Source organism: Actinospineispora eucalypti (assembly GCF_039543365.1).
GTDB lineage: Bacteria > Actinomycetota > Actinomycetes > Mycobacteriales > Pseudonocardiaceae > Pseudonocardia > Pseudonocardia eucalypti.
On sequence record NZ_BAABJP010000001.1, the window covers coordinates 405,587 to 422,007 of the forward strand.

Here is a 16,421-nt window from a genome sequence, read left to right on the forward strand (position 1 = left end):
CATAGCGTGTCCGAGATCATCAAACAGTCCGAGCTGCGCAACGACAACGCCGCCATCATGCGGCGGGTGGCGGCCGGGGAGAGCTTCACCGTCACCGTCAACGGCGTCCCGGTCGCCGACCTGGTGCCTCACCAACGGAGCCGCAAGCGGGTTCTGATACCCGCGGCCGAGGTGGACGCCATGCTCCGCGATCTGCCGCCGATCGACTACGAAGAGTGGAAGCGGGACATCGCCGAGATCGACTACCTGCTGCACGATACCGAAATTGGGCCGCCGCAAGAGGACGAAGATCCGCGGTGACTTCACCGCCCAACGCGTTGGTCGACACCAGCGTGTGGATCAAGCCGCCGGCCGGCGGACTGTCGACGCACGCCGCTCAGGTGGCGATCAGCATTGTGAGCGTCGCCGAACTGCACTACGGCACCACGATGGGCAGCCACCTGCAGAACATGGCCAGACGGAGTCGGTTACGCACGATCCTGGACAGCTACGAGGTGCTGCCGCTGGACGAGCCGACCACGGAGCTGTACGGCGCGTTCGCCGCAATGGTCCATGAGGCCGGGCGCAATCCGAGGCCGAGGCGGTTCGACCTGTTGATCGCGGCGACCGCCGCCCGGCACCGGCTGACGTTGCTCACCCGGGACAAGGACGGGTTCGTCGGGCTGGAGGCGGCATTGCGCGTGGTCCAGATCGACTGAATCAGTGTGCCGGGATGACTGAATCAGCGGTGGTTCCCGCGCGCGCCTAACTGGGCTCCGCGCGAGTGAGCTCCTCGCGGGCGACGGTGCGCAGGTGCACCTCGTCCGGGCCGTCGGCCATGCGCAGCGCGCGGGCCCAGGCGTAGAAGTAGGCCAGCGGGAAGTCGTCGCTGACGCCGCCGGCGCCGTGCACCTGGATGGCCCGGTCGATCACCGCGCAGGCGATCCGGGTGACCATGACCTTGATCGCGGCGATCTCAGTGGACGCAGCTCGCGCGCCGCCTCGGTCGATCAGCCAGGCGGTCTTGAGCACCAGCAGCCGGGCCTGCTCGATCTCGATCCGGCTGTTGGCGATCTGTTCCCGCACCACGCCCTGATCGGCCAGCGGCCGGCCGAAGGCCACCCGCTCCTTGGCCCGGCGCACCATCAGCGAAAGCGCCCGCTCGGACATGCCCAGCAGCCGCATGCAGTGGTGGATGCGCCCCGGGCCGAGCCGCGCCTGGGCGATGGCGAACCCGACACCTTCCTCACCGAGCAGGTTCGAGACCGGCACCCGCACGTCGTGGAACTCCAGCTCGGAGTGGCCGTGCTGGTCCTGGTAGCCGAACACCGGGATGTGCCGCTTGATCTCCATGCCCGGGGTGTCCCTGGGCACCAGCACCATGGACTGCTGGCGGTGCCGGGGCGCGTCCGGGTCGGTCTTGCCCATCACGATGAAGATCTGGCAACGGGGGTCGGCGGTGCCGGAGATGAACCACTTCTTGCCGCTGATCAGGTAGTCGTCACCGTCGCGGCGGATGGAGGTCTGCACGTTGGTGGCGTCCGAAGAGGCCACGTCCGGCTCGGTCATCGCGAACGCCGAGCGGATCTCCCCGTCCAGCAGCGGGCGCAGCCACTGCTCCTTCTGCTCCGGCGAGCCGAACAGGTGCAGGGTCTCCATGTTCCCGGTGTCCGGGGCCTGGCAGTTGATCGCCTCCGGCGCCAGCACCGGCGACCAGCCGGAGACCTCGGCGACCGGCGCGTACTCCAGGTTGGACAGCCCGGACACCGCCGGGAGGAACAGGTTCCACAGGCCGCGGTTGCGCGCCTCGGCCTTGAGCTCCTCCAGCACCGGCGGGGTGTCCCACTCCTGGGGGGTGCCGCGCCGTTCCGCCCGCCAGGCCTCGTAGACCGGCTCGGCGGGAATCACCACCTCGTCGGTGAACGCGCGCATGCGCCCGGTGTAGTCGGCGGCCTTGTCGCTCGGTGCAAAGTCCACGGTCGCAGCTTAGGAGCCAACCCCCAGGCGCGCGCGGTTTCACTAGGTCGGGCCGCACTATCGGATGTAGGGTCCCGCTTGTGCCGCAGTTCAGGATTGCCGAGGCCGCGCGGCTGCTCGGCGTGAGTGATGACACGGTCCGCCGGTGGGTGGAGGCGGGCACCCTGCCGGTGAGCGTGGACGCGTCCAACCGGAAGGTGATCGACGGCGCCCGGCTGGCCGAGTTCGCCCGGTCGCAGGCGCACGCCGCGCCGGACCCGTCCTCGGTGGGCCGGTCCGCGCGCAACCGGCTGGTCGGGCTGGTCACCGAGATCGTCTCGGACCGGGTGATGTCGCAGGTGGAGATGCAGTGCGGGCCGCACCGGGTGGTCTCGCTGATGAGCACCGAGGCGGTCAAGGAGCTGGGCCTGCAGATCGGCTCGCTGGCGGTCGCCGTGGTCAAGTCGACCCACGTGGTGGTTGAAACTCCCGGAGGGGTGCAATGAGGCGGTTGGTCGTGGCGGTTGCGGTGCTCGGCCTGGGGCTGTTGGCCGGGTGCGGTGGCGGGGAGACCGGGGCGGCCGGGCCGACCCGTGAGCAGGGTGCACCGATGACCACGCTGACCGTTTCGGCGGCGGCGTCCCTCACCGACGTGTTCGACCAGCTGGGCAAGACCTTCGAGCAGCAGAACCCCGGAGCCACCGTCCGCTTCAACTACGGCGGCTCGTCCGACCTGGCCACCCAGATCGTGAACGGCGCGCCGGTGGACGTCTTCGCCGCCGCCAACACCTCCACCATGGACAAGGTGAGCCAGGCCCGGCTGACCTCCGCGCCGCCCCAGGTGTTCGTCACCAACAAGCTGCAGATCGCCGTGCCGGCGGGCAACCCGAAGGGCCTGCACGGGTTCGCCGACCTGACCAAGCTGGACCTGAAGGTGGTCGTGTGCGCGCCGCAGGTGCCGTGCGGCTCGGCCACCAAACAGGTGGAGAAGGCCACCAACCTGACGCTGAAGCCGGTCAGCGAGGAGGCCGACGTGCGTTCGGTGCTGAGCAAGGTCACCAGCGGGGACGCCGACGCCGGGCTGGTCTACGTGACCGACGTGCGCTCCGCCGGCGACAAGCTCACCGGGGTGGACTTCCCGGAGGCGGACAAGGCGATCAACCGCTACCCGATCGCCCAGCTGACCAACGCCAGCCAGCCCCAGTTGGCCACCAAGTTCATCGAGCTGGTCCGCGGCCCCGAGGGCAAGAAGGCCCTGGTCGACGCCGGCTTCGCCACCCCGTGACGCCGGGTTGACCTCGACGCCGGACCGGCACGTGCTCGGGGTCGGGCTGCCGTGGGTGCTGTGGGTGCCGGCGGTTGCCGGGTTCGGGCTGATCCTGCTGCCGGTGCTGGGGATGGTGCTGCGGGCCGACCTGGTGCGGCTGCCCGAACTGGTGACCAGCGACGCCGCGCTGTCCGCGTTGCGCCTGTCCCTGGAGACGGCGGCCTGGGCGACGGCGCTGTGCCTGCTGCTGGGCGGGCCGCTGGCCGCCGTGCTGGCCCGGTCCCGGTCGTCGCTGGTGCGGCTGGCCCGGCCGGTGGTGCTGCTGCCGCTGGTGCTGCCGCCGGTGGTCGGCGGGTTGGCGCTGCTCTACACCCTCGGCCGGGCCGGGCTGGCCGGGCGGCTGCTGGAGCTGTGGTTCGGGGTGACCGTGCCGTTCACCACGGCGGCCGTGGTGCTGGCGCAGACCTTCGTCTCGCTGCCGTTCCTGGTGGTCAGCCTGGAGGGGGCGCTGCGCACCGCCGGGGAGCGCTACGAGGAGGTGGCGGCGACGCTGGGCGCGGCGCCGTTCACCGTCTTCCGCCGGGTGACGCTGCCGCTGGTGCTGCCCGGGCTGGGGTCGGGGCTGGTGCTGGCGTTCGCCCGCGCGCTGGGTGAGTTCGGCGCGACCGTCTCGTTCGCCGGCAGCCTGGCCGGGACCACCCGGACGCTGCCGCTGCTGGTCTACCAGGAGCGCGAGGTGGACACCGACGGCGCGATCGCGCTGTCCCTGGTGCTGGTCGTGGTGGCGGTGCTGGTGATCGCGGTGGCCCGCCCGAGGGCGGCGGAGGGCCTGCGGTGACGTTTGTCGAGGCCGGAGTGACGGTGCGCCGGCGGGAGTTCACCCTGGACGTGTCGGTCTCGCTGGCCAAGGGCGAGGTGCTGGCGGTGCTGGGGCCGAACGGCGCCGGCAAGTCCACCCTGCTGGGCGTACTGGCCGGGTTGCTGCGCCCGGACGCCGGCCGGGTGCGCCTGGGCGACCGGGTGCTCACCGACGTGCCCGCCGGCGTGCACGTGCCGGCGCACCGGCGGGGTGTGGGGCTGCTGGCCCAGCGGTCACTGCTGTTCCCGCACCTGACCGCCGAGGCGAACGTGGCTTTCGGGCCGCGTTGCGCCGGTGTGCGCAGAGCCAAGGCGGGTGAGACCGCCCGGCATTGGCTGGCCGAGGTGGACGCGGCCGAGCTGGGTCACCGCCGGCCCTCGGCGCTGTCCGGTGGCCAGGCGCAACGGGTCGCGCTGGCCCGGGCACTGGCGGTGTCGCCCGAGCTGTTGCTGCTGGACGAGCCGTTGGCCGCGCTGGACGTGGACTCCGCGCCGGCCATGCGCGCGTTGCTGCACCGGGTGGTGCGGGATGCCGGGACGACCGGCCTGCTGGTCACCCACGACGTGCTGGACGCGCTGGTGCTGGCCGACCAGGTGGCCGTGCTGGCGGACGGCTCGATCGTGGAGTACGGCCCCACCCGGGAGGTGCTGACCCGCCCGCGCAGCCCGTTCGCCGCCCGCATCGCCGGGCTGAACCTGGTGCCCGGGGTCGCCGTGCCGGGCGGGCTGCGCACCGCCGACGGGTTGCTGGTGGCCGGCCTGGCCGCCGACGGCGGCCAGGGCAAGCCGGCGGTCGCGGTGTTCCCGCCGGCGGCGGTGGCGGTGTTCCCCGAGCGGCCGGAGGGCAGCCCGCGCAACGTGTTGCGGGTGCGGCTGGCCTCGTTGGAGCCCCGGGGCGAGCTGGTCCGGTTGCGCGCCGGTGCCGCCCCGGGCGACCCGCCGTGGGTGGACGGCCTGGCCGCCGACGTCACCCCGGCCGCCGTGGCCGACCTGGCGCTCGACGGAACCCTGGCGCCGGGGGCGGACCTGTGGTTCGCGGTGAAGACCACCGAGGTCCTGATCCACCCGGCCTGAGAAATCCATTATGTAGCACCGCTACACTAATGATGCTGCTCAAAGGGGGTCGACCCATCACCACTTCGCCGGAGATCCGGGAACTGTCCGCGCAGTACAAGCTGGCCCGGCGGGAACTGCCGACGGCCGACGCGGCGGAAGTGGTCGATCGCATCATGCCCCGGCTGAGCGCCGAGCACGTGCTCGCACTCGCCGCCGAGTGGCTGGGCATGGGCGGCCCGCCCGGCCTGGACACGCGCGCCACCGCGCGCGGCTTCGTACGGAACTTCGTCCTGGCGATGGACGAACCGGACGATGGCTTCTAGTGGCGGCTCAGGCGTTTGGGCGGCGGTCCAAAGACCAGCTTGGACGGGGCGGCTCGGTGGTCTACCGCAGGCCAGGAGCCACCGTTCGGCCGTGGCTGGCGGCCCTAAGCCCAGTGTCAGAGGTGCCGGACAAGGGGGCGATCACCCTCATCTCGCACCCTGCAACGGTCAGTGACGAGGCGAGCGACCAAACGCAACGGGCCGCACCCGGGCCGCGGCAGACCACTGAGCCGCGCCGTCCAAGCTGATCTTTAAACCGCTACCCGAGAACTCCTAGCCGAGCAGCTCCAGCACCCGCTCCGGCGGACGGGCAACCACCGCCCGACCTTCCACCAGCACGATCGGGCGCTCGATCAGCACCGGGTTGGCGGCCAGCGCGTCCAACAGGGTGTCCCGGTCGGCCTCACGCAGGCCCAGCTCGCGGTAACGCGCCTCACCGGTGCGGGTGATCTCCCGAGGGTCGTCGGTGCCGAGCAGGCGCAGCACGTGCTCCAGCTCGGCCCGCGACGGCGCGTCCTCCAGGTAGCGCACCACCGCGGGGTCGATGCCCCGCTCTTCCAGTAGCGCCAGGGCACCCCGGCTCTTGGAACACCGGGGGTTGTGCCAGACAGTCACGTCCACGTCGGAAGCCTAAAGCCCGCCGGTGAAGAGGAGGCGGTCGGCGGTGCCGCCGATCTCGCCGCCCTGGATCGCGTCCGGGGTGGCCTGCTGGACCATCCAGTTCTTGATCGCCGAAGCCTGGGCGTCGCCGAACCGCTGTTTGTACAGCGCGGCCACCCCGCCGGCGAACGGCGCCGACATGGACGTCCCGCTGAAGGATGCCGTGCCGCCCTGCGGGACCGGCGCCACGATGCCGCTGCCCGGCGCGTAGAGAGATACGCAGCCGCCGGTGCTGGATGTGCTGGCCCGCTGGTCGTCCACCGTGGAGTTGGCCACCACCAGCGCGTTGCGGGCCGAGCGCGGTGCCAGGTCGCACGAGTCGGCGCCGGTGTTGCCGGCCGAGGTGGCCACGAAGACGCCCGAGTCGACCAGGTGGTTCACCGCCTCGGTGAGCGTGTCCGAGGGGGCCTGGTCGTACCGCCAGGACAGCACCGCGACGGCCGGGTGCTGGGCGTAGTTGGCCACCCAGTCCACCCCGGCGATCATGTTGGACAGCTGGCCGCCGCCGTCGCAGTCCAGGATCTTCACCGCGTGCAGGGTGGCCCGCTTGGCCACGCCGTAGAGCGCCCCGCCGGCGATCCCGGCGACCACCGTGCCGTGCCCGCCGCAGTCGCCGTCCGCCCCGCCGGCGAAGTTCTGGTTGAACACCGCGCGCCCGCCGAAGTCCGGGTGCTGGATGTCGATCCCGGTGTCCAGCACGTAGATGTGCACGCCCTCGCCGGTCGCCTCGGCGGTGAACGTGCCGTCCAGCGGGAGCTGCCGCTGGTCGATCCGGTCCAGTCCCCAGTTGGCCGGGTTGCCCTGGGTGGCCGCCGGGGCCGGCCGGAACGAGTCCTCGTAGGCCCTCGGCACCCGCCGGTCCGGCTCCACGGCGAGCACCCCGCGCCGGGTGCGCAGCCGGACGGCCTGGCTGTTGGTCATCGAGGCGGCGAACCCGGTGACCGCCCGGGAGTACCGCTTGGTCGGCGCCGCGCCCGCCTCGGCGGCCGCCCCGTCCACGCTCTCCCCGGTCGCCATGCGCACCACGTAGCCGGTGACCGCCTCGCTCTGCGCGGCGGCGGTCGGCGCGGGCAGCAGTAACAGCAGCACGCCGGCCATGGCCGATCCAGCGGCCACGAGCCGCGACCTGATCACGGAGAGCAACATTAAGCAGGGAAGAGACGTGGATCAATGACACAAAGGGGGCGCGTCGCGTCACCCACGCGACGGGCTGAACTGACTCTCAGTTCCCGAACGTGATCACTGGCAGTCGCCCGGATAGCGCACGCACCAGGGCGTGATGCCCGGAAGCCGGTACCGGTTGTCGGCAACCAGCTGGTAGAGCCGCTCCTGCCAGCGCGCGGTGCGCCGGTAGAACGGCACCGGCCAGGCCGCGTCCAGCGCGACGGACAGCGCGTGCGCGATCGCCTCCGCGCCGCCGGCCCGGGTGCCGTCCGCGCCCCGCCAGCGCACCGAGGACGCGCACTCCTCCGGGCTGGCGCCCACCCGCTCCGCCGCGCCCGCCCGCTGCAGCGGCACCGTCTCGATCTGGCGGTGCCGGTCCAGCAGGCGCAGCCAGCCCAGCGTCCGGGTGCAGAAACCGCAGTTACCGTCGAACACCAGCAACGGGGTCATCGGCACAGTGTGCTCAGCGCGTGGATATCGCCGTCTCCCGGGGCTCCAGGTGCACGTGGATCTGCAGCAGGCCGTCCACCAGCTGCGCGGTGGGGCGCAGCCCGGAGCGGCGCAGCAGCCGGGTGATGCGCAGGTTGCCGGGGTGCGCGGAGGCGGTCATGGCGGTGTAGCCCAGCTCGGTGGCCAGTTCCACGGTCCGCCGGATGAGCGCGGTGCCGACGCCCCTGGCCTGCCAGGCGTCCTCCACCAGCACACCGAGCGCGCCCTGGGTCGGGTGGTCGCCGGTGTGGTCGGGGTCCACCGATGCGATCCCGACGGCGTGGCCGCCGTCCGTGGTGAGGGCCAGCAGCGCCATGCCAGCACCGTTGCGGCCGACCAGCAGGGCGGTCAGCTCGTCGGTGGACAGGGTCGGGCTGGGGTTGAGGAACCGGCCGCGCCGGGTGCTCGGCGTGCACCGGGCGTGCAGCGCGGCGACCAGCGGCGCGTCCGCCGGTCCGGCCACCCGCAGCTCCACCTCGGAACCGTTGCCGAGCAGCACCAGGCCCAGGTTGTTGGCCCCCTGCTCGGGGTCCGGGTGCCCGGTGGCGGCGACGGCGGCCTGTTCGGCCAGCTCCGCGAGCACGGCGGCCCGGGAGAGCTCGGTCGCGGTGAACGGCCAGGCGCGGCGCAGCCACACCTCGCGGCCCAGCACGCGCATCTCGTGGGTGTACTCCTCACCACCGGCCGAGTCGGCCAGGCGGGCGTGCAGCAGGCTGGCCAGGGCCCGCGGCGCGGCGTCCGGGTCTCCGGTCACCCGGCGGGCCACCGCGAGCGCGGTGGTGACCGGATCGCGCAGCTCACCGGCGTCGGCGGCCCGCGCCAACGTGCAGCCCATGCCGGCGGCGCGGATGCGTTCGGGCAGGTCGGCGGCGGCGGCCGCGGTGGCGTCCACCAGCAGCTCGTCGGTGACCTCGCCGTCCGGGCCGCGTTCGCCGAGCACGGTCAACGACACGATGTTGCAGCCGGCCCGGCCCACGGCAGCCGCCAGTTCGGCCAGCTGCCCGGGTCGGTCGGCCACCTGCACGTGCACCCGCCAGAGCCCCACGATCAGCCTCCTCGCCCTACGACCATAGGCCACCATGTACTGCCCGTGTTTCGGTTGCGAAAACGCGCGACTACGGGAAGCTGATGGTTATGGATGTGAAATACACCGCAAGTGCCGTTTCCTCCGGAGGTGGCCGCGACGGCGCGGTCCGCTCCGACGACGGCTTCATCGACCTTCCGCTCAAGATGCCGCCCGCCCTGGGCGGCCCGGGTGGCGCGACGAACCCCGAGCAGCTGTTCGCCGCCGCCTACGCGGCCTGCTTCCACGGCGCGCTGCGCCTGGTCGCGGGCAAGGAGAAGGTGAAGATCCCGGACGGCGCCACGGTCGGCGCGGATGTCGGGATCGGCCCGGACGACACCAGCTTCGGCCTGGTCGCCACCATCACCGCCACGCTGCCCGGCCTGGACCAGGCGGCGGCGGACGACCTGGTCACCAAGGCGCACCAGGTCTGCCCCTACTCCAAAGCCACCCGAGGCAACATCGAAGTAACCCTGATCGCCAAAACCTGACCCACCCCACCCCGCCAGTCGGCACTCTCAGCACAGTGAGTCGGCGCTCTCAGCACATGCGGTGATCGTCGCGAGTGGCGGTCCGGCAGCGAAAATCGCGGCCGATCCGCCACCCGTGGCGATCATCCGGGGCCCGCACCCGCGCCGATGATCCCGGCGACCTCGCCGGCGTGCGTGGTGACCAGGCGATGGTCCGCGCCCAACCAGGACACCGAGACGTCCGGCCGCTCCCGGACCAGCCGCTCGACGCCGGCACGCAGCTCGGCGAACCCGTCGAACGAGTACCCGGCCTCGGACGGTGCCGAAGCCTGCCCGTGGCCCCGGGAGGAGCCTATCGACCCCCTCCCACTCTCAACTTATAGCGCACCCCGGGGCTTGCGGCAAGACCCGGGTCATGCCGCAGAATCTCCCGGCCAAGGCCAGTACCTGCGGAAATGGGAGTCGCCGAGTGCGTGTGTTGTTGTCGACCTACGGGTCGAGGGGGGACGTCGAACCGTTGGCGGGGCTCGCGGTGGCGTTGCGGGACCTCGGCGCCGAGGCGCTGGTGTGCGCGCCGCCGGACGAGGTGTTCGCGCGGCGGTTGGCCGGGGTCGGGGTGCCGATGGTGCCGGTCGGTTGGTCGGCGCGCGAGCAGACCTTGGCGGACCAGCCGTACTGGGCCGGCCGGGTGGCCGAGCTGGGCGTCGGCGTGGCGTACCAGGGTCCGGTGCCGACCTTCGAGTCGCTCTCCGCCGCGCTCGGAACCGCGCTCGAAAGCCCGCGAATCCGCGAGCGGGCGGCCGCCGTGGCCGGCACGATCCGCGCCGACGGGGCGACCGCCGCCGCGAAACTGCTGCTCGAGACCGAGGGAGACGCATGATCGACGTCATCGTGGCCGGCGGCGGGCCGACCGGCCTGATGCTGGCCTGCGAGCTGCGGCTGCACGGCGTGCGGGTGGTCGTGCTGGAGCGGGAACCGGAGCCGACCAAGGTGGTCCGCTCGCTGGGCCTGCACGTGCGCAGCATCGAGGTGATGGACCAGCGTGGCCTGCTGGACCGGTTCCTCGCGCTCGGCAAGAAGCACCCGCTGGACGGCTTCTTCGCCGCCATCGTCCGGCCCGCGCCGGAGCGGCTGGACACCACGCACCCCTACGTGCTGGGCATTCCGCAGACCATCACCGAACGCCTGCTGGCCGAGCGGGCCGCCGAGCTCGGGGTCGAGGTCCGGCGCGGCTACACGCTGGTCGGGCTGACCCAGGACGACGACGGGGTGACCGCCGAGCTAACCGATGGCACCGAGCTGCGTGCCCGCTACCTGGTCGGCTGCGACGGCGGCCGCAGCACCGTGCGCAAGCTGCTCGGCGTGGACTTCCCCGGCGAGCCCAGCACGTTGGAGACGCTGCTCGGCGAGATGGAGGTGGGCGTGCCGCCGGAGACGCTCACCGAAGTGATGGCCGAGGTCCGCAAGACCCAGAAGCTGTTCGGGTTCATGCCGCTGGGGGAAGGCCGGTACCGGGTCCTGGTGCCGGCGGCGGGACTGGTCGAGGACCGCTCGGTCCCGCCGACCTTCGACGAGTTCAAGCAACAGCTGCGGGCCACCGCCGGCACCGACTTCGGCGTGCATTCGGCGCGCTGGCTGTCGCGGTTCGGCAACGCCACCCGGCTGGCCGAGCGCTACCGGGTCGGCCGCGTGCTGCTGGCCGGGGACGCGGCGCACATCCATCCGCCGGCCGGCGGGCAGGGCCTCAACCTGGGCGTCCAGGACGCGTTCAACCTGGGCTGGAAGCTGGCCGCGGCGGTCGGCGGGTGGGCGCCGGAGGGCCTGCTGGACAGCTACCACACCGAGCGGCACCCGGTGGCCGCCGACGTGCTGGAGAACACCCGCGCGCAGATGGAGCTGATGTCCACCGCGCCGGGCGCCCAGGCGGTGCGCCGGCTGGTGACCGAGCTGACGCGCTTCGAGGAGGTGAACAAGTACCTGGTCGAGAAGCTGATCGCGATCGGGATCCGCTACGACTTCGGCGAGGGGCACGAGCTGCTCGGCCGGCGGATGCGGGACATCGGCCTCAAGCGGGGACGCCTGTACGAGCTGATGCACGGCGGCCGGGGGCTGTTGCTGGACCAGACCGGCCAGCTGTCCGTGGCCGGCTGGGCCGACCGGGTGGACCGAGTGGTGGACGTCAGCGAAGAGCTGGACGCGCCGGCGGTGCTGCTGCGCCCGGACGGGCACGTGGCCTGGGTCGGCGAGGACCAGCGGGAGTTGGTCGAGCACCTGCCTAGATGGTTCGGCTGCGCCGAACCTCGTGAGTGATTTGTATGCCTAAAGCCATACAAATCACTCACGAGGCGGTGCGCAGCACCGCCATCATCGCCATGTCCTCATGCTCCAAGTTGTGGCAGTGGAACACATACCTCCCGGAGTAGTCGGCGAACCGCACGGCCAGCTCCAGCCGTTCGCCCGGCCGCAGGTCCACGGTGTCCTTCCACCCGGCATCCGTGGACAGCGGGCGGCGCCCGCCCCGGGACAGCACCTGGAACGGGTCCAGGTGGACGTGCAAGGGGTGGTGCAGGTCGGAGGTGACCAGCCAGCGCTCCACCTCGCCGAGCCTCGCCGTGGCGTCGTCCCGGGAGGGGTCGAAAGGGCGGTCGTTGATGGTCCAGCTGGAGTGCGGGTCGGTCCGGCGGTTCTGGCCCCGGGTCACCCGCCACTTCCGGGTCGGCGCGCCGGCCGGCGGGCGCAGCGGCTCGACCGTGCCCAACCGGTCCGGGACGGGCGGGTTCGGCCCGGTCGCCGCCGAGGTGATCCGGAACCGCATCACCTCGGCCATCCGACCCTCGCCCAGCCGGTTGACCATGGTCACCTCACTGCCCACCGGGTAGCCGCCGAAGTCCACCACCACGTCGAACCGTTCGCCCGGCACGATGTCGATCTCCCGGTGGCCGACCGGCGCGGCCAGCAGGCCGCCGTCCGAACCCACCTGCAGGAACTCCCCGCCGGGTTGCCAGGCCAGCCGGTAGCGCCGCGCGTTGGCGGCGTTGAGCAGGCGTAGCCGGTAGCGGGCCGCATCCACCTCGACCACCGGCCACGGCGCGCCGTTGACCAGCTGTACGTCCCCGAGCACGCCGTCCAACCAGTGCCGCTCCACCCCGGGCAGCTGGCGCAGCGAGGGATCCACCGACGGGTAGAGCAGCCGCCCGCGCGCGTCGAACGAGCGGTCACACAGCATCAGCGGCAGCTCGCGCCGGCCGGCCGGCAGCCGCAGGGCGTCCTCCTCGGCGTCCCGGACCAGGTGGAACCCGGCCAGCCCGCGCCACACCTGCGGGCCGGTGAAGTCCATGCGGTGGTCGTGGTACCAGAGCGTGGCCGCGCGCTGGCGCATCGGGTAGACGTGCTCGCGGGTGCCCACCACGGCATTGCCCGGCATGCCGTGCCGGAGCCAGCTCATCGGCTCGGTGGCGGCCGGCAGCAGCAGGTCCAGCGGCCAGCCGTCGTGCTCGGCCGGGGTGTGGCCGCCGTGCAGGTGGGTGACCGTGGGTACGGGCAGCTCGTTGTGGTGCACGATCGTCACCGGTTCGTCGCGGCGGGTCTCGATGGTCGGCCCGGGGAAGATCCCGTCGTACCCGAAGACCGGGGTGTCCAGCCCGGGCAGGATGCGCGCCCGCCCGACCCGTTGGGCGATCTCGATCCGACCGTCCACCGGGCGGCGCACCGGCGGGATCGGCAGCGGAGCCACGAACGCCGCCGGCAACGGGAGCTCGCTGGGCAGCACCTCGCCGTCCTCCCGCGACCGCCCGCCGGAGTCGCGGGAGGCGCCGTCCTTGTCGGAGGCGCCGTCCTCGTCGGAGCCGCCGGTACCGCGCGGCGCGTCGGCCGGGGCGGACCCGCCCCCATTGCCGGGTCCGCCCCCGCCGCCGGTGGCGTCCGATCCGCAACCCGCCAGCCCGGCCGTGACCGCCGCCGCTCCGATCGAGCCGGCCACTCCGACCACTCCGACCGCGCCGGCCAGAAAGCTTCGCCTGCCGAATTCGTTCACCCGGCCAGGCTATACATAGACAGTCTACGCATCAAACAAATCAGTAGACTCTCTACGCATGAAACCGGATGGCGTGCGCGGGCACCTGGACGCGCTGATCCTGGCCGTGCTGGAAGACGGGCCGCGGCACGGTTACGCGGTGATCGAGGCGTTGCAGGCGCGCAGCGGCGGGGCGCTGGACCTGCCCACCGGCACGGTCTACCCGGCGCTGCGCCGGTTGGAGCGGTCCCGCTGGATCGACGGCTCGTGGAGCACGGTCGGAGGTCGCAAGCGCCGCACCTACCAGCTCACCGAGGCCGGCCGGCGCGCCCTGCACGGCCGCCGCACCGAGTGGCGGGAGTTCCGGCAGGTGATCGAGAACGTGCTCGGCGCGGGCGTGCGCTCATCGGGCGAGCGCGGACCGGGCGCGGGCGGCGCGGGTGAGCGCTCATCGGGCGAGCGCGGACCGGGTGCGGGCGGCGCGGGTGAGGCTGGACCGGGTGCGGCATGGCCGGCGACCCAATGAACCCGCCGGACCGCCCCGGTGTCGCATATTTCCACGCAGAGCCAAATGACCCGGTGGACACACTGTTGCGCCGGCTGGACGCGCGCCTGTACGGACCCCGTCGGGCCCGGCGTGAGCTGCTCGCCGAGGTGGCTGACGGGCTCGCCGACGCCGAGCGCCGCTACGCCGAGGCCGGCTACGGCACCGAGGCGGCCCGGCGCGCGGCGGCCGAGGAGTTCGGCGACCCGGACACACTGGTCCCGGTCTACCAGGCCGAACTGACCGCCAGTCAGGGCCGGCGCACCGCGCTGCTGCTGTTGTTCGGCCTCCCGGTGGCCAGCCGGTTGTGGGGGCTGCTCTGGTCGGTGGTGCCCCGGCAGGCCCCGCCGACCCCGGCGGAGGTGGCCTGGCTCTACCCGATGTACCAGGCGGCCACGCTGGTCAGTGTGATGGGCGCGGTGCTCGGCCTGGCGCTGCTGGTGCGCGGCGCGCGGCGCGGCCGCTCACCCGGCGCGGTGGTCGTGCTGCTCGGCGTGGCCGGCGCACTGGCCGTCGCACTGAACCTGACCGCGAGCGTCTCGCACGCGATCGTGGCCCGGTCCCCGGCCGAGGTGATCGAGAACTCTCCGCTGGCCGTGGTGATCTACGTGGTCACCGTGCTCGCCATGGCCCTGGTCGCGACCGCGGCCTGGCGGTCGATTGCCCTCGCGCGGCGCGCGAGGACCCGTGAGTGGCGAGTATGGCTATAGCCACACTCGCCACTCACGGGGCTTTGCGCAGCGCACGCTGCGCAAAGCCAATCTCCGCCGCCGTGTGCCTGATCGCCTCGGCCACCACCAGCGACCCGTGCCCGGCATCGAACCGAAGCACCTGGTAGTCGGCCCCCCGTGAAGCCAGCGCGTCCAGGTAGTTGTCCACCTGCCGGATCGGGCAGCGCGGGTCGTTCTCCCCGGCCAGCACCAGCAGCGGCGCGCGCACGTTGTCCACGTAGCTGAGCGGCGACGCGAGCCGGTACAGCTCCGGCAGCTCGTCCGGCGAGCCGCCGAACAGTGCGCGGTCGAACGCGCGCAACTGCTCCATCTCGTCCGCGTACGCGGTCAGGTAGTCGGCCACCGGCACCCCGGCCACGCCGGCCGCCCACACCTCCGGCTGGGTGCCCAGGGCCAGCAGGGTCAGGTAGCCGCCCCAGGACCAGCCGTTCACCACGCAGCGCGCCGGGTCCACCAGCCCGGACGCGACGCACCACGCGTGCACGGCGGCCACGTCGGCCAGTTCGGTGTGGCCGGGTTTGCCCTCGATGGCGTCCCGCCAGGCCGAGCCGTAGCCGGTGGAACCCCGGTAGTTGACCTCAACCACCACGAACCCGGCGTCCACCCAGGCCGCGCGCACGGCGGAGAACCGGTCCTCGTCGGCCGCGTGCGGCCCGCCGTGCAGCACGAACACCGCCGGGTGGGGTTTCTCCCCGCTCGGGGAGGCGATCAGTGCGTGGATCCGCCCGCCCGGCCCGTCCACCCAGACGTCCTCCACGGGCACCGAGTCCGGCGCGCGTTCCCCCGGCGGGCGCAGCAGCTCGGCGTCCACTCCGGCCACCGAGAGCGCGCGCACCGACGGCGGGTGCGCCGCCGACGAGCAGCCGTACTCCACGGTCCCGTCCGGCCGCACGCTGGCCGCGCCGACGCAGCCGGGCGCGGTCGGCAGCGCCGTCAACGAGCCGGTGTCCAGGTCGTAGCGGTGCAGGGTGGTTCGCGCCGCGTGGGTGTGCGCGACCAGCAGCGCCCGCCCGTCCGGGTAGAACCCGCCGGCCAGGTCGCCGGGCAGGTCGATGTCCAGCTGGTGCTGCTCGCCGGTGGCCAGGTCCCAGATGAGCAGCTCGTCGCGGCCCCGGCGCTCGTGCCCGACCAGCAGCCGGCTGTCCCCTTCCCGCTCGGGGAACTCCAGCGGCACCAGCCCGCGTCCCGGCCCGTCGGCCAGTTCGGCGAGCACCTCGGTCCCGGACGGCGTGATCCGCAGCGCGCGCAGCGCGGGGTGCCGGGAGTCACCGTGCTCGGAGTGGGAGATGGCCAGCAGCGTCTCGTCGTGGGACAGCGCGCCGACGCCGGCGTCCTCGGCGTGCTCGTACACCAGCTCGGCCGGGCCGCCGGCCCGGCTCAGCCAGATCCTGGTGCCGTCGTCGGTGGCGGTGCCCAGCGCGACCACCCGCGAGCCGATCGCCAGCCCGGCGGAGTAGCCGTCCAGCGCGTCGGGCTCGGCGCCCTCGGGGAGCGTGACGGCGGGTTGCGCGGCGCCGTCGGCGTCGAACGGCTCGCTCACCCAGCGGCCGAACTCGTCGCCGTCGGTGTCCGCGAACCACCACAGCCGTGCGCCGTCCGGGCTGATCGTGGCGCTGTGCGTGCCGTTGGGCCGGTCGGTGACCTGCCGGTGCACCCCGGACTCCCGGTCCCAGGCGTAAATCTCCCAGGTGCCGCTCACGTTCGACTGGTAGACGCAGCGCTGGGGCGCCTCGAGTGCCCACTCCGGCAGCGACATCCGAGGGGCGAGGAACCGCGCCCGCCAGCGCCGCTCGGCGGCCGGGTCGTCGAACAGCGTTTGCGGCACGCGGGCCGGGGGGTGGGCGGTCAC

18 protein-coding genes and 1 pseudogene are annotated in these 16,421 nt (G+C 72.9%); 12 read left to right on the forward strand and 7 right to left on the reverse strand.

Annotation, left to right across the window (positions count from 1 at the left end):
• The first annotated feature begins 6 nt into the window (after positions 1–6).
• On the forward strand, positions 7–300 hold the full coding sequence (locus tag ABEB12_RS01935; protein ID WP_345702485.1) for a type II toxin-antitoxin system Phd/YefM family antitoxin: 294 nt from the start codon (positions 7–9) through the stop codon (positions 298–300).
• Entirely contained in the window at positions 297–698 is a 402-nt protein-coding gene (locus ABEB12_RS01940; RefSeq protein ID WP_345702486.1) for a PIN domain-containing protein, read from the forward strand. Before ABEB12_RS01935 ends, ABEB12_RS01940 begins: the two co-directional genes overlap by 4 nt.
• Before the next feature lie 46 nt (positions 699–744).
• Here the strand turns inward: ABEB12_RS01940 and ABEB12_RS01945 are convergent, their stop codons facing one another.
• Positions 745–1,956: an acyl-CoA dehydrogenase family protein gene (locus ABEB12_RS01945; protein WP_185058647.1), complete on the reverse strand. Its 1,212-nt coding sequence runs from the start codon at positions 1,954–1,956 to the stop codon at positions 745–747.
• Between the two features lie 80 nt (positions 1,957–2,036).
• Between ABEB12_RS01945 and ABEB12_RS01950 the strand changes: the two genes are divergently transcribed.
• Genes ABEB12_RS01950 through ABEB12_RS01970 form a run of 5 tightly spaced genes read left to right on the forward strand, consistent with a single transcriptional unit; the run spans position 2,037 to position 5,439 of the window.
• Positions 2,037–2,441 (forward strand): TOBE domain-containing protein, encoded by a 405-nt coding sequence (locus tag ABEB12_RS01950; protein ID WP_185058648.1) that lies wholly within the window; start codon positions 2,037–2,039, stop codon positions 2,439–2,441.
• Positions 2,438–3,220: a molybdate ABC transporter substrate-binding protein gene (modA, locus tag ABEB12_RS01955; RefSeq protein ID WP_185058649.1), complete on the forward strand. Its 783-nt coding sequence runs from the start codon at positions 2,438–2,440 to the stop codon at positions 3,218–3,220. Before ABEB12_RS01950 ends, modA begins: the two co-directional genes overlap by 4 nt.
• A 46-nt stretch (positions 3,221–3,266) precedes the next feature.
• A complete protein-coding gene (locus ABEB12_RS01960) occupies positions 3,267–4,040 on the forward strand; it encodes an ABC transporter permease (protein WP_345702533.1) in 774 nt (257 codons plus the stop codon).
• Positions 4,037–5,134, forward strand: a complete 1,098-nt coding sequence (locus ABEB12_RS01965; RefSeq protein WP_185058650.1) for an ATP-binding cassette domain-containing protein — start codon at positions 4,037–4,039, stop codon at positions 5,132–5,134. The genes ABEB12_RS01960 and ABEB12_RS01965 overlap by 4 nt, the downstream gene beginning before the upstream one ends.
• 32 nt (positions 5,135–5,166) lie before the next feature.
• A complete protein-coding gene (locus ABEB12_RS01970) occupies positions 5,167–5,439 on the forward strand; it encodes a hypothetical protein (protein ID WP_345702487.1) in 273 nt (90 codons plus the stop codon).
• Between the two features lie 273 nt (positions 5,440–5,712).
• On the opposite strand, the gene arsC is transcribed toward ABEB12_RS01970, so the two are convergent.
• From arsC to ABEB12_RS01990, 4 genes are all read right to left on the reverse strand, one after another.
• Positions 5,713–6,060: an arsenate reductase (glutaredoxin) gene (gene arsC, locus ABEB12_RS01975; protein WP_185058652.1), complete on the reverse strand. Its 348-nt coding sequence runs from the start codon at positions 6,058–6,060 to the stop codon at positions 5,713–5,715.
• A 9-nt stretch (positions 6,061–6,069) separates the two neighbouring features.
• A complete protein-coding gene (locus ABEB12_RS01980; RefSeq protein WP_345702488.1) occupies positions 6,070–7,233 on the reverse strand; it encodes a S8 family peptidase in 1,164 nt (387 codons plus the stop codon).
• A 105-nt stretch (positions 7,234–7,338) separates the two neighbouring features.
• Positions 7,339–7,713 carry a DCC1-like thiol-disulfide oxidoreductase family protein gene (locus ABEB12_RS01985; RefSeq protein ID WP_185058654.1) on the reverse strand — a complete coding sequence of 125 codons (375 nt, stop codon included), beginning with the start codon at positions 7,711–7,713 and terminating at the stop codon, positions 7,339–7,341.
• Positions 7,714–7,726: 13 nt separating this feature from the next.
• A complete protein-coding gene (locus tag ABEB12_RS01990) occupies positions 7,727–8,797 on the reverse strand; it encodes a GNAT family N-acetyltransferase (RefSeq protein ID WP_185058655.1) in 1,071 nt (356 codons plus the stop codon).
• Between the two features lie 89 nt (positions 8,798–8,886).
• Here ABEB12_RS01990 and ABEB12_RS01995 point away from each other — a divergent pair, with 89 nt between their 5' ends.
• The 3 genes from ABEB12_RS01995 to rox all read left to right on the forward strand — a co-directional run bounded on the left by ABEB12_RS01995 (position 8,887) and on the right by rox (position 11,595).
• Positions 8,887–9,306, forward strand: a complete 420-nt coding sequence (locus ABEB12_RS01995; protein WP_185058656.1) for an Ohr family peroxiredoxin — start codon at positions 8,887–8,889, stop codon at positions 9,304–9,306.
• A gap of 448 nt (positions 9,307–9,754) precedes the next feature.
• A complete protein-coding gene (locus tag ABEB12_RS42035) occupies positions 9,755–10,165 on the forward strand; it encodes a hypothetical protein (RefSeq protein WP_185058657.1) in 411 nt (136 codons plus the stop codon).
• Positions 10,162–11,595 (forward strand): rifampin monooxygenase, encoded by a 1,434-nt coding sequence (gene rox, locus ABEB12_RS02005; RefSeq protein ID WP_185058658.1) that lies wholly within the window; start codon positions 10,162–10,164, stop codon positions 11,593–11,595. The genes ABEB12_RS42035 and rox overlap by 4 nt, the downstream gene beginning before the upstream one ends.
• A 28-nt stretch (positions 11,596–11,623) precedes the next feature.
• Here rox and ABEB12_RS02010 read toward each other — a convergent pair whose 3' ends face one another.
• Entirely contained in the window at positions 11,624–13,318 is a 1,695-nt protein-coding gene (locus ABEB12_RS02010) for a multicopper oxidase family protein (protein WP_345702489.1), read from the reverse strand.
• 58 nt (positions 13,319–13,376) lie between these two features.
• Between ABEB12_RS02010 and ABEB12_RS02015 the strand changes: the two are divergent.
• Together ABEB12_RS02015 and ABEB12_RS02020 are read left to right on the forward strand one after the other, a co-directional pair.
• A pseudogene (locus ABEB12_RS02015) lies at positions 13,377–13,688 on the forward strand (PadR family transcriptional regulator); the annotation flags it as partial.
• Between the two features lie 188 nt (positions 13,689–13,876).
• Positions 13,877–14,551, forward strand: coding sequence for a permease prefix domain 1-containing protein (locus ABEB12_RS02020; RefSeq protein WP_185058660.1), 675 nt, complete (start codon positions 13,877–13,879; stop codon positions 14,549–14,551).
• A 13-nt stretch (positions 14,552–14,564) separates the two neighbouring features.
• Here ABEB12_RS02020 and ABEB12_RS02025 read toward each other — a convergent pair whose 3' ends face one another.
• On the reverse strand, positions 14,565–16,421 hold the full coding sequence (locus ABEB12_RS02025) for a prolyl oligopeptidase family serine peptidase (RefSeq protein ID WP_185058661.1): 1,857 nt from the start codon (positions 16,419–16,421) through the stop codon (positions 14,565–14,567).

What these genes read in the sequence shown, in the direction of transcription:
- rox (WP_185058658.1), top strand. Translation starts at nt 10,162, where the DNA reads ATGATCGACGTCATCGTGGCCGGCGGCGGGCCGACCGGCCTGATGCTG.
- ABEB12_RS01995 (WP_185058656.1), top strand. Translation starts at nt 8,887, where the DNA reads ATGGATGTGAAATACACCGCAAGTGCCGTTTCCTCCGGAGGTGGCCGC.
- modA (WP_185058649.1), top strand. Translation starts at nt 2,438, where the DNA reads ATGAGGCGGTTGGTCGTGGCGGTTGCGGTGCTCGGCCTGGGGCTGTTG.
- ABEB12_RS01985 (WP_185058654.1), bottom strand. Translation starts at nt 7,713, where the DNA reads ATGACCCCGTTGCTGGTGTTCGACGGTAACTGCGGTTTCTGCACCCGG.
- ABEB12_RS01970 (WP_345702487.1), top strand. Translation starts at nt 5,167, where the DNA reads ATGCTGCTCAAAGGGGGTCGACCCATCACCACTTCGCCGGAGATCCGG.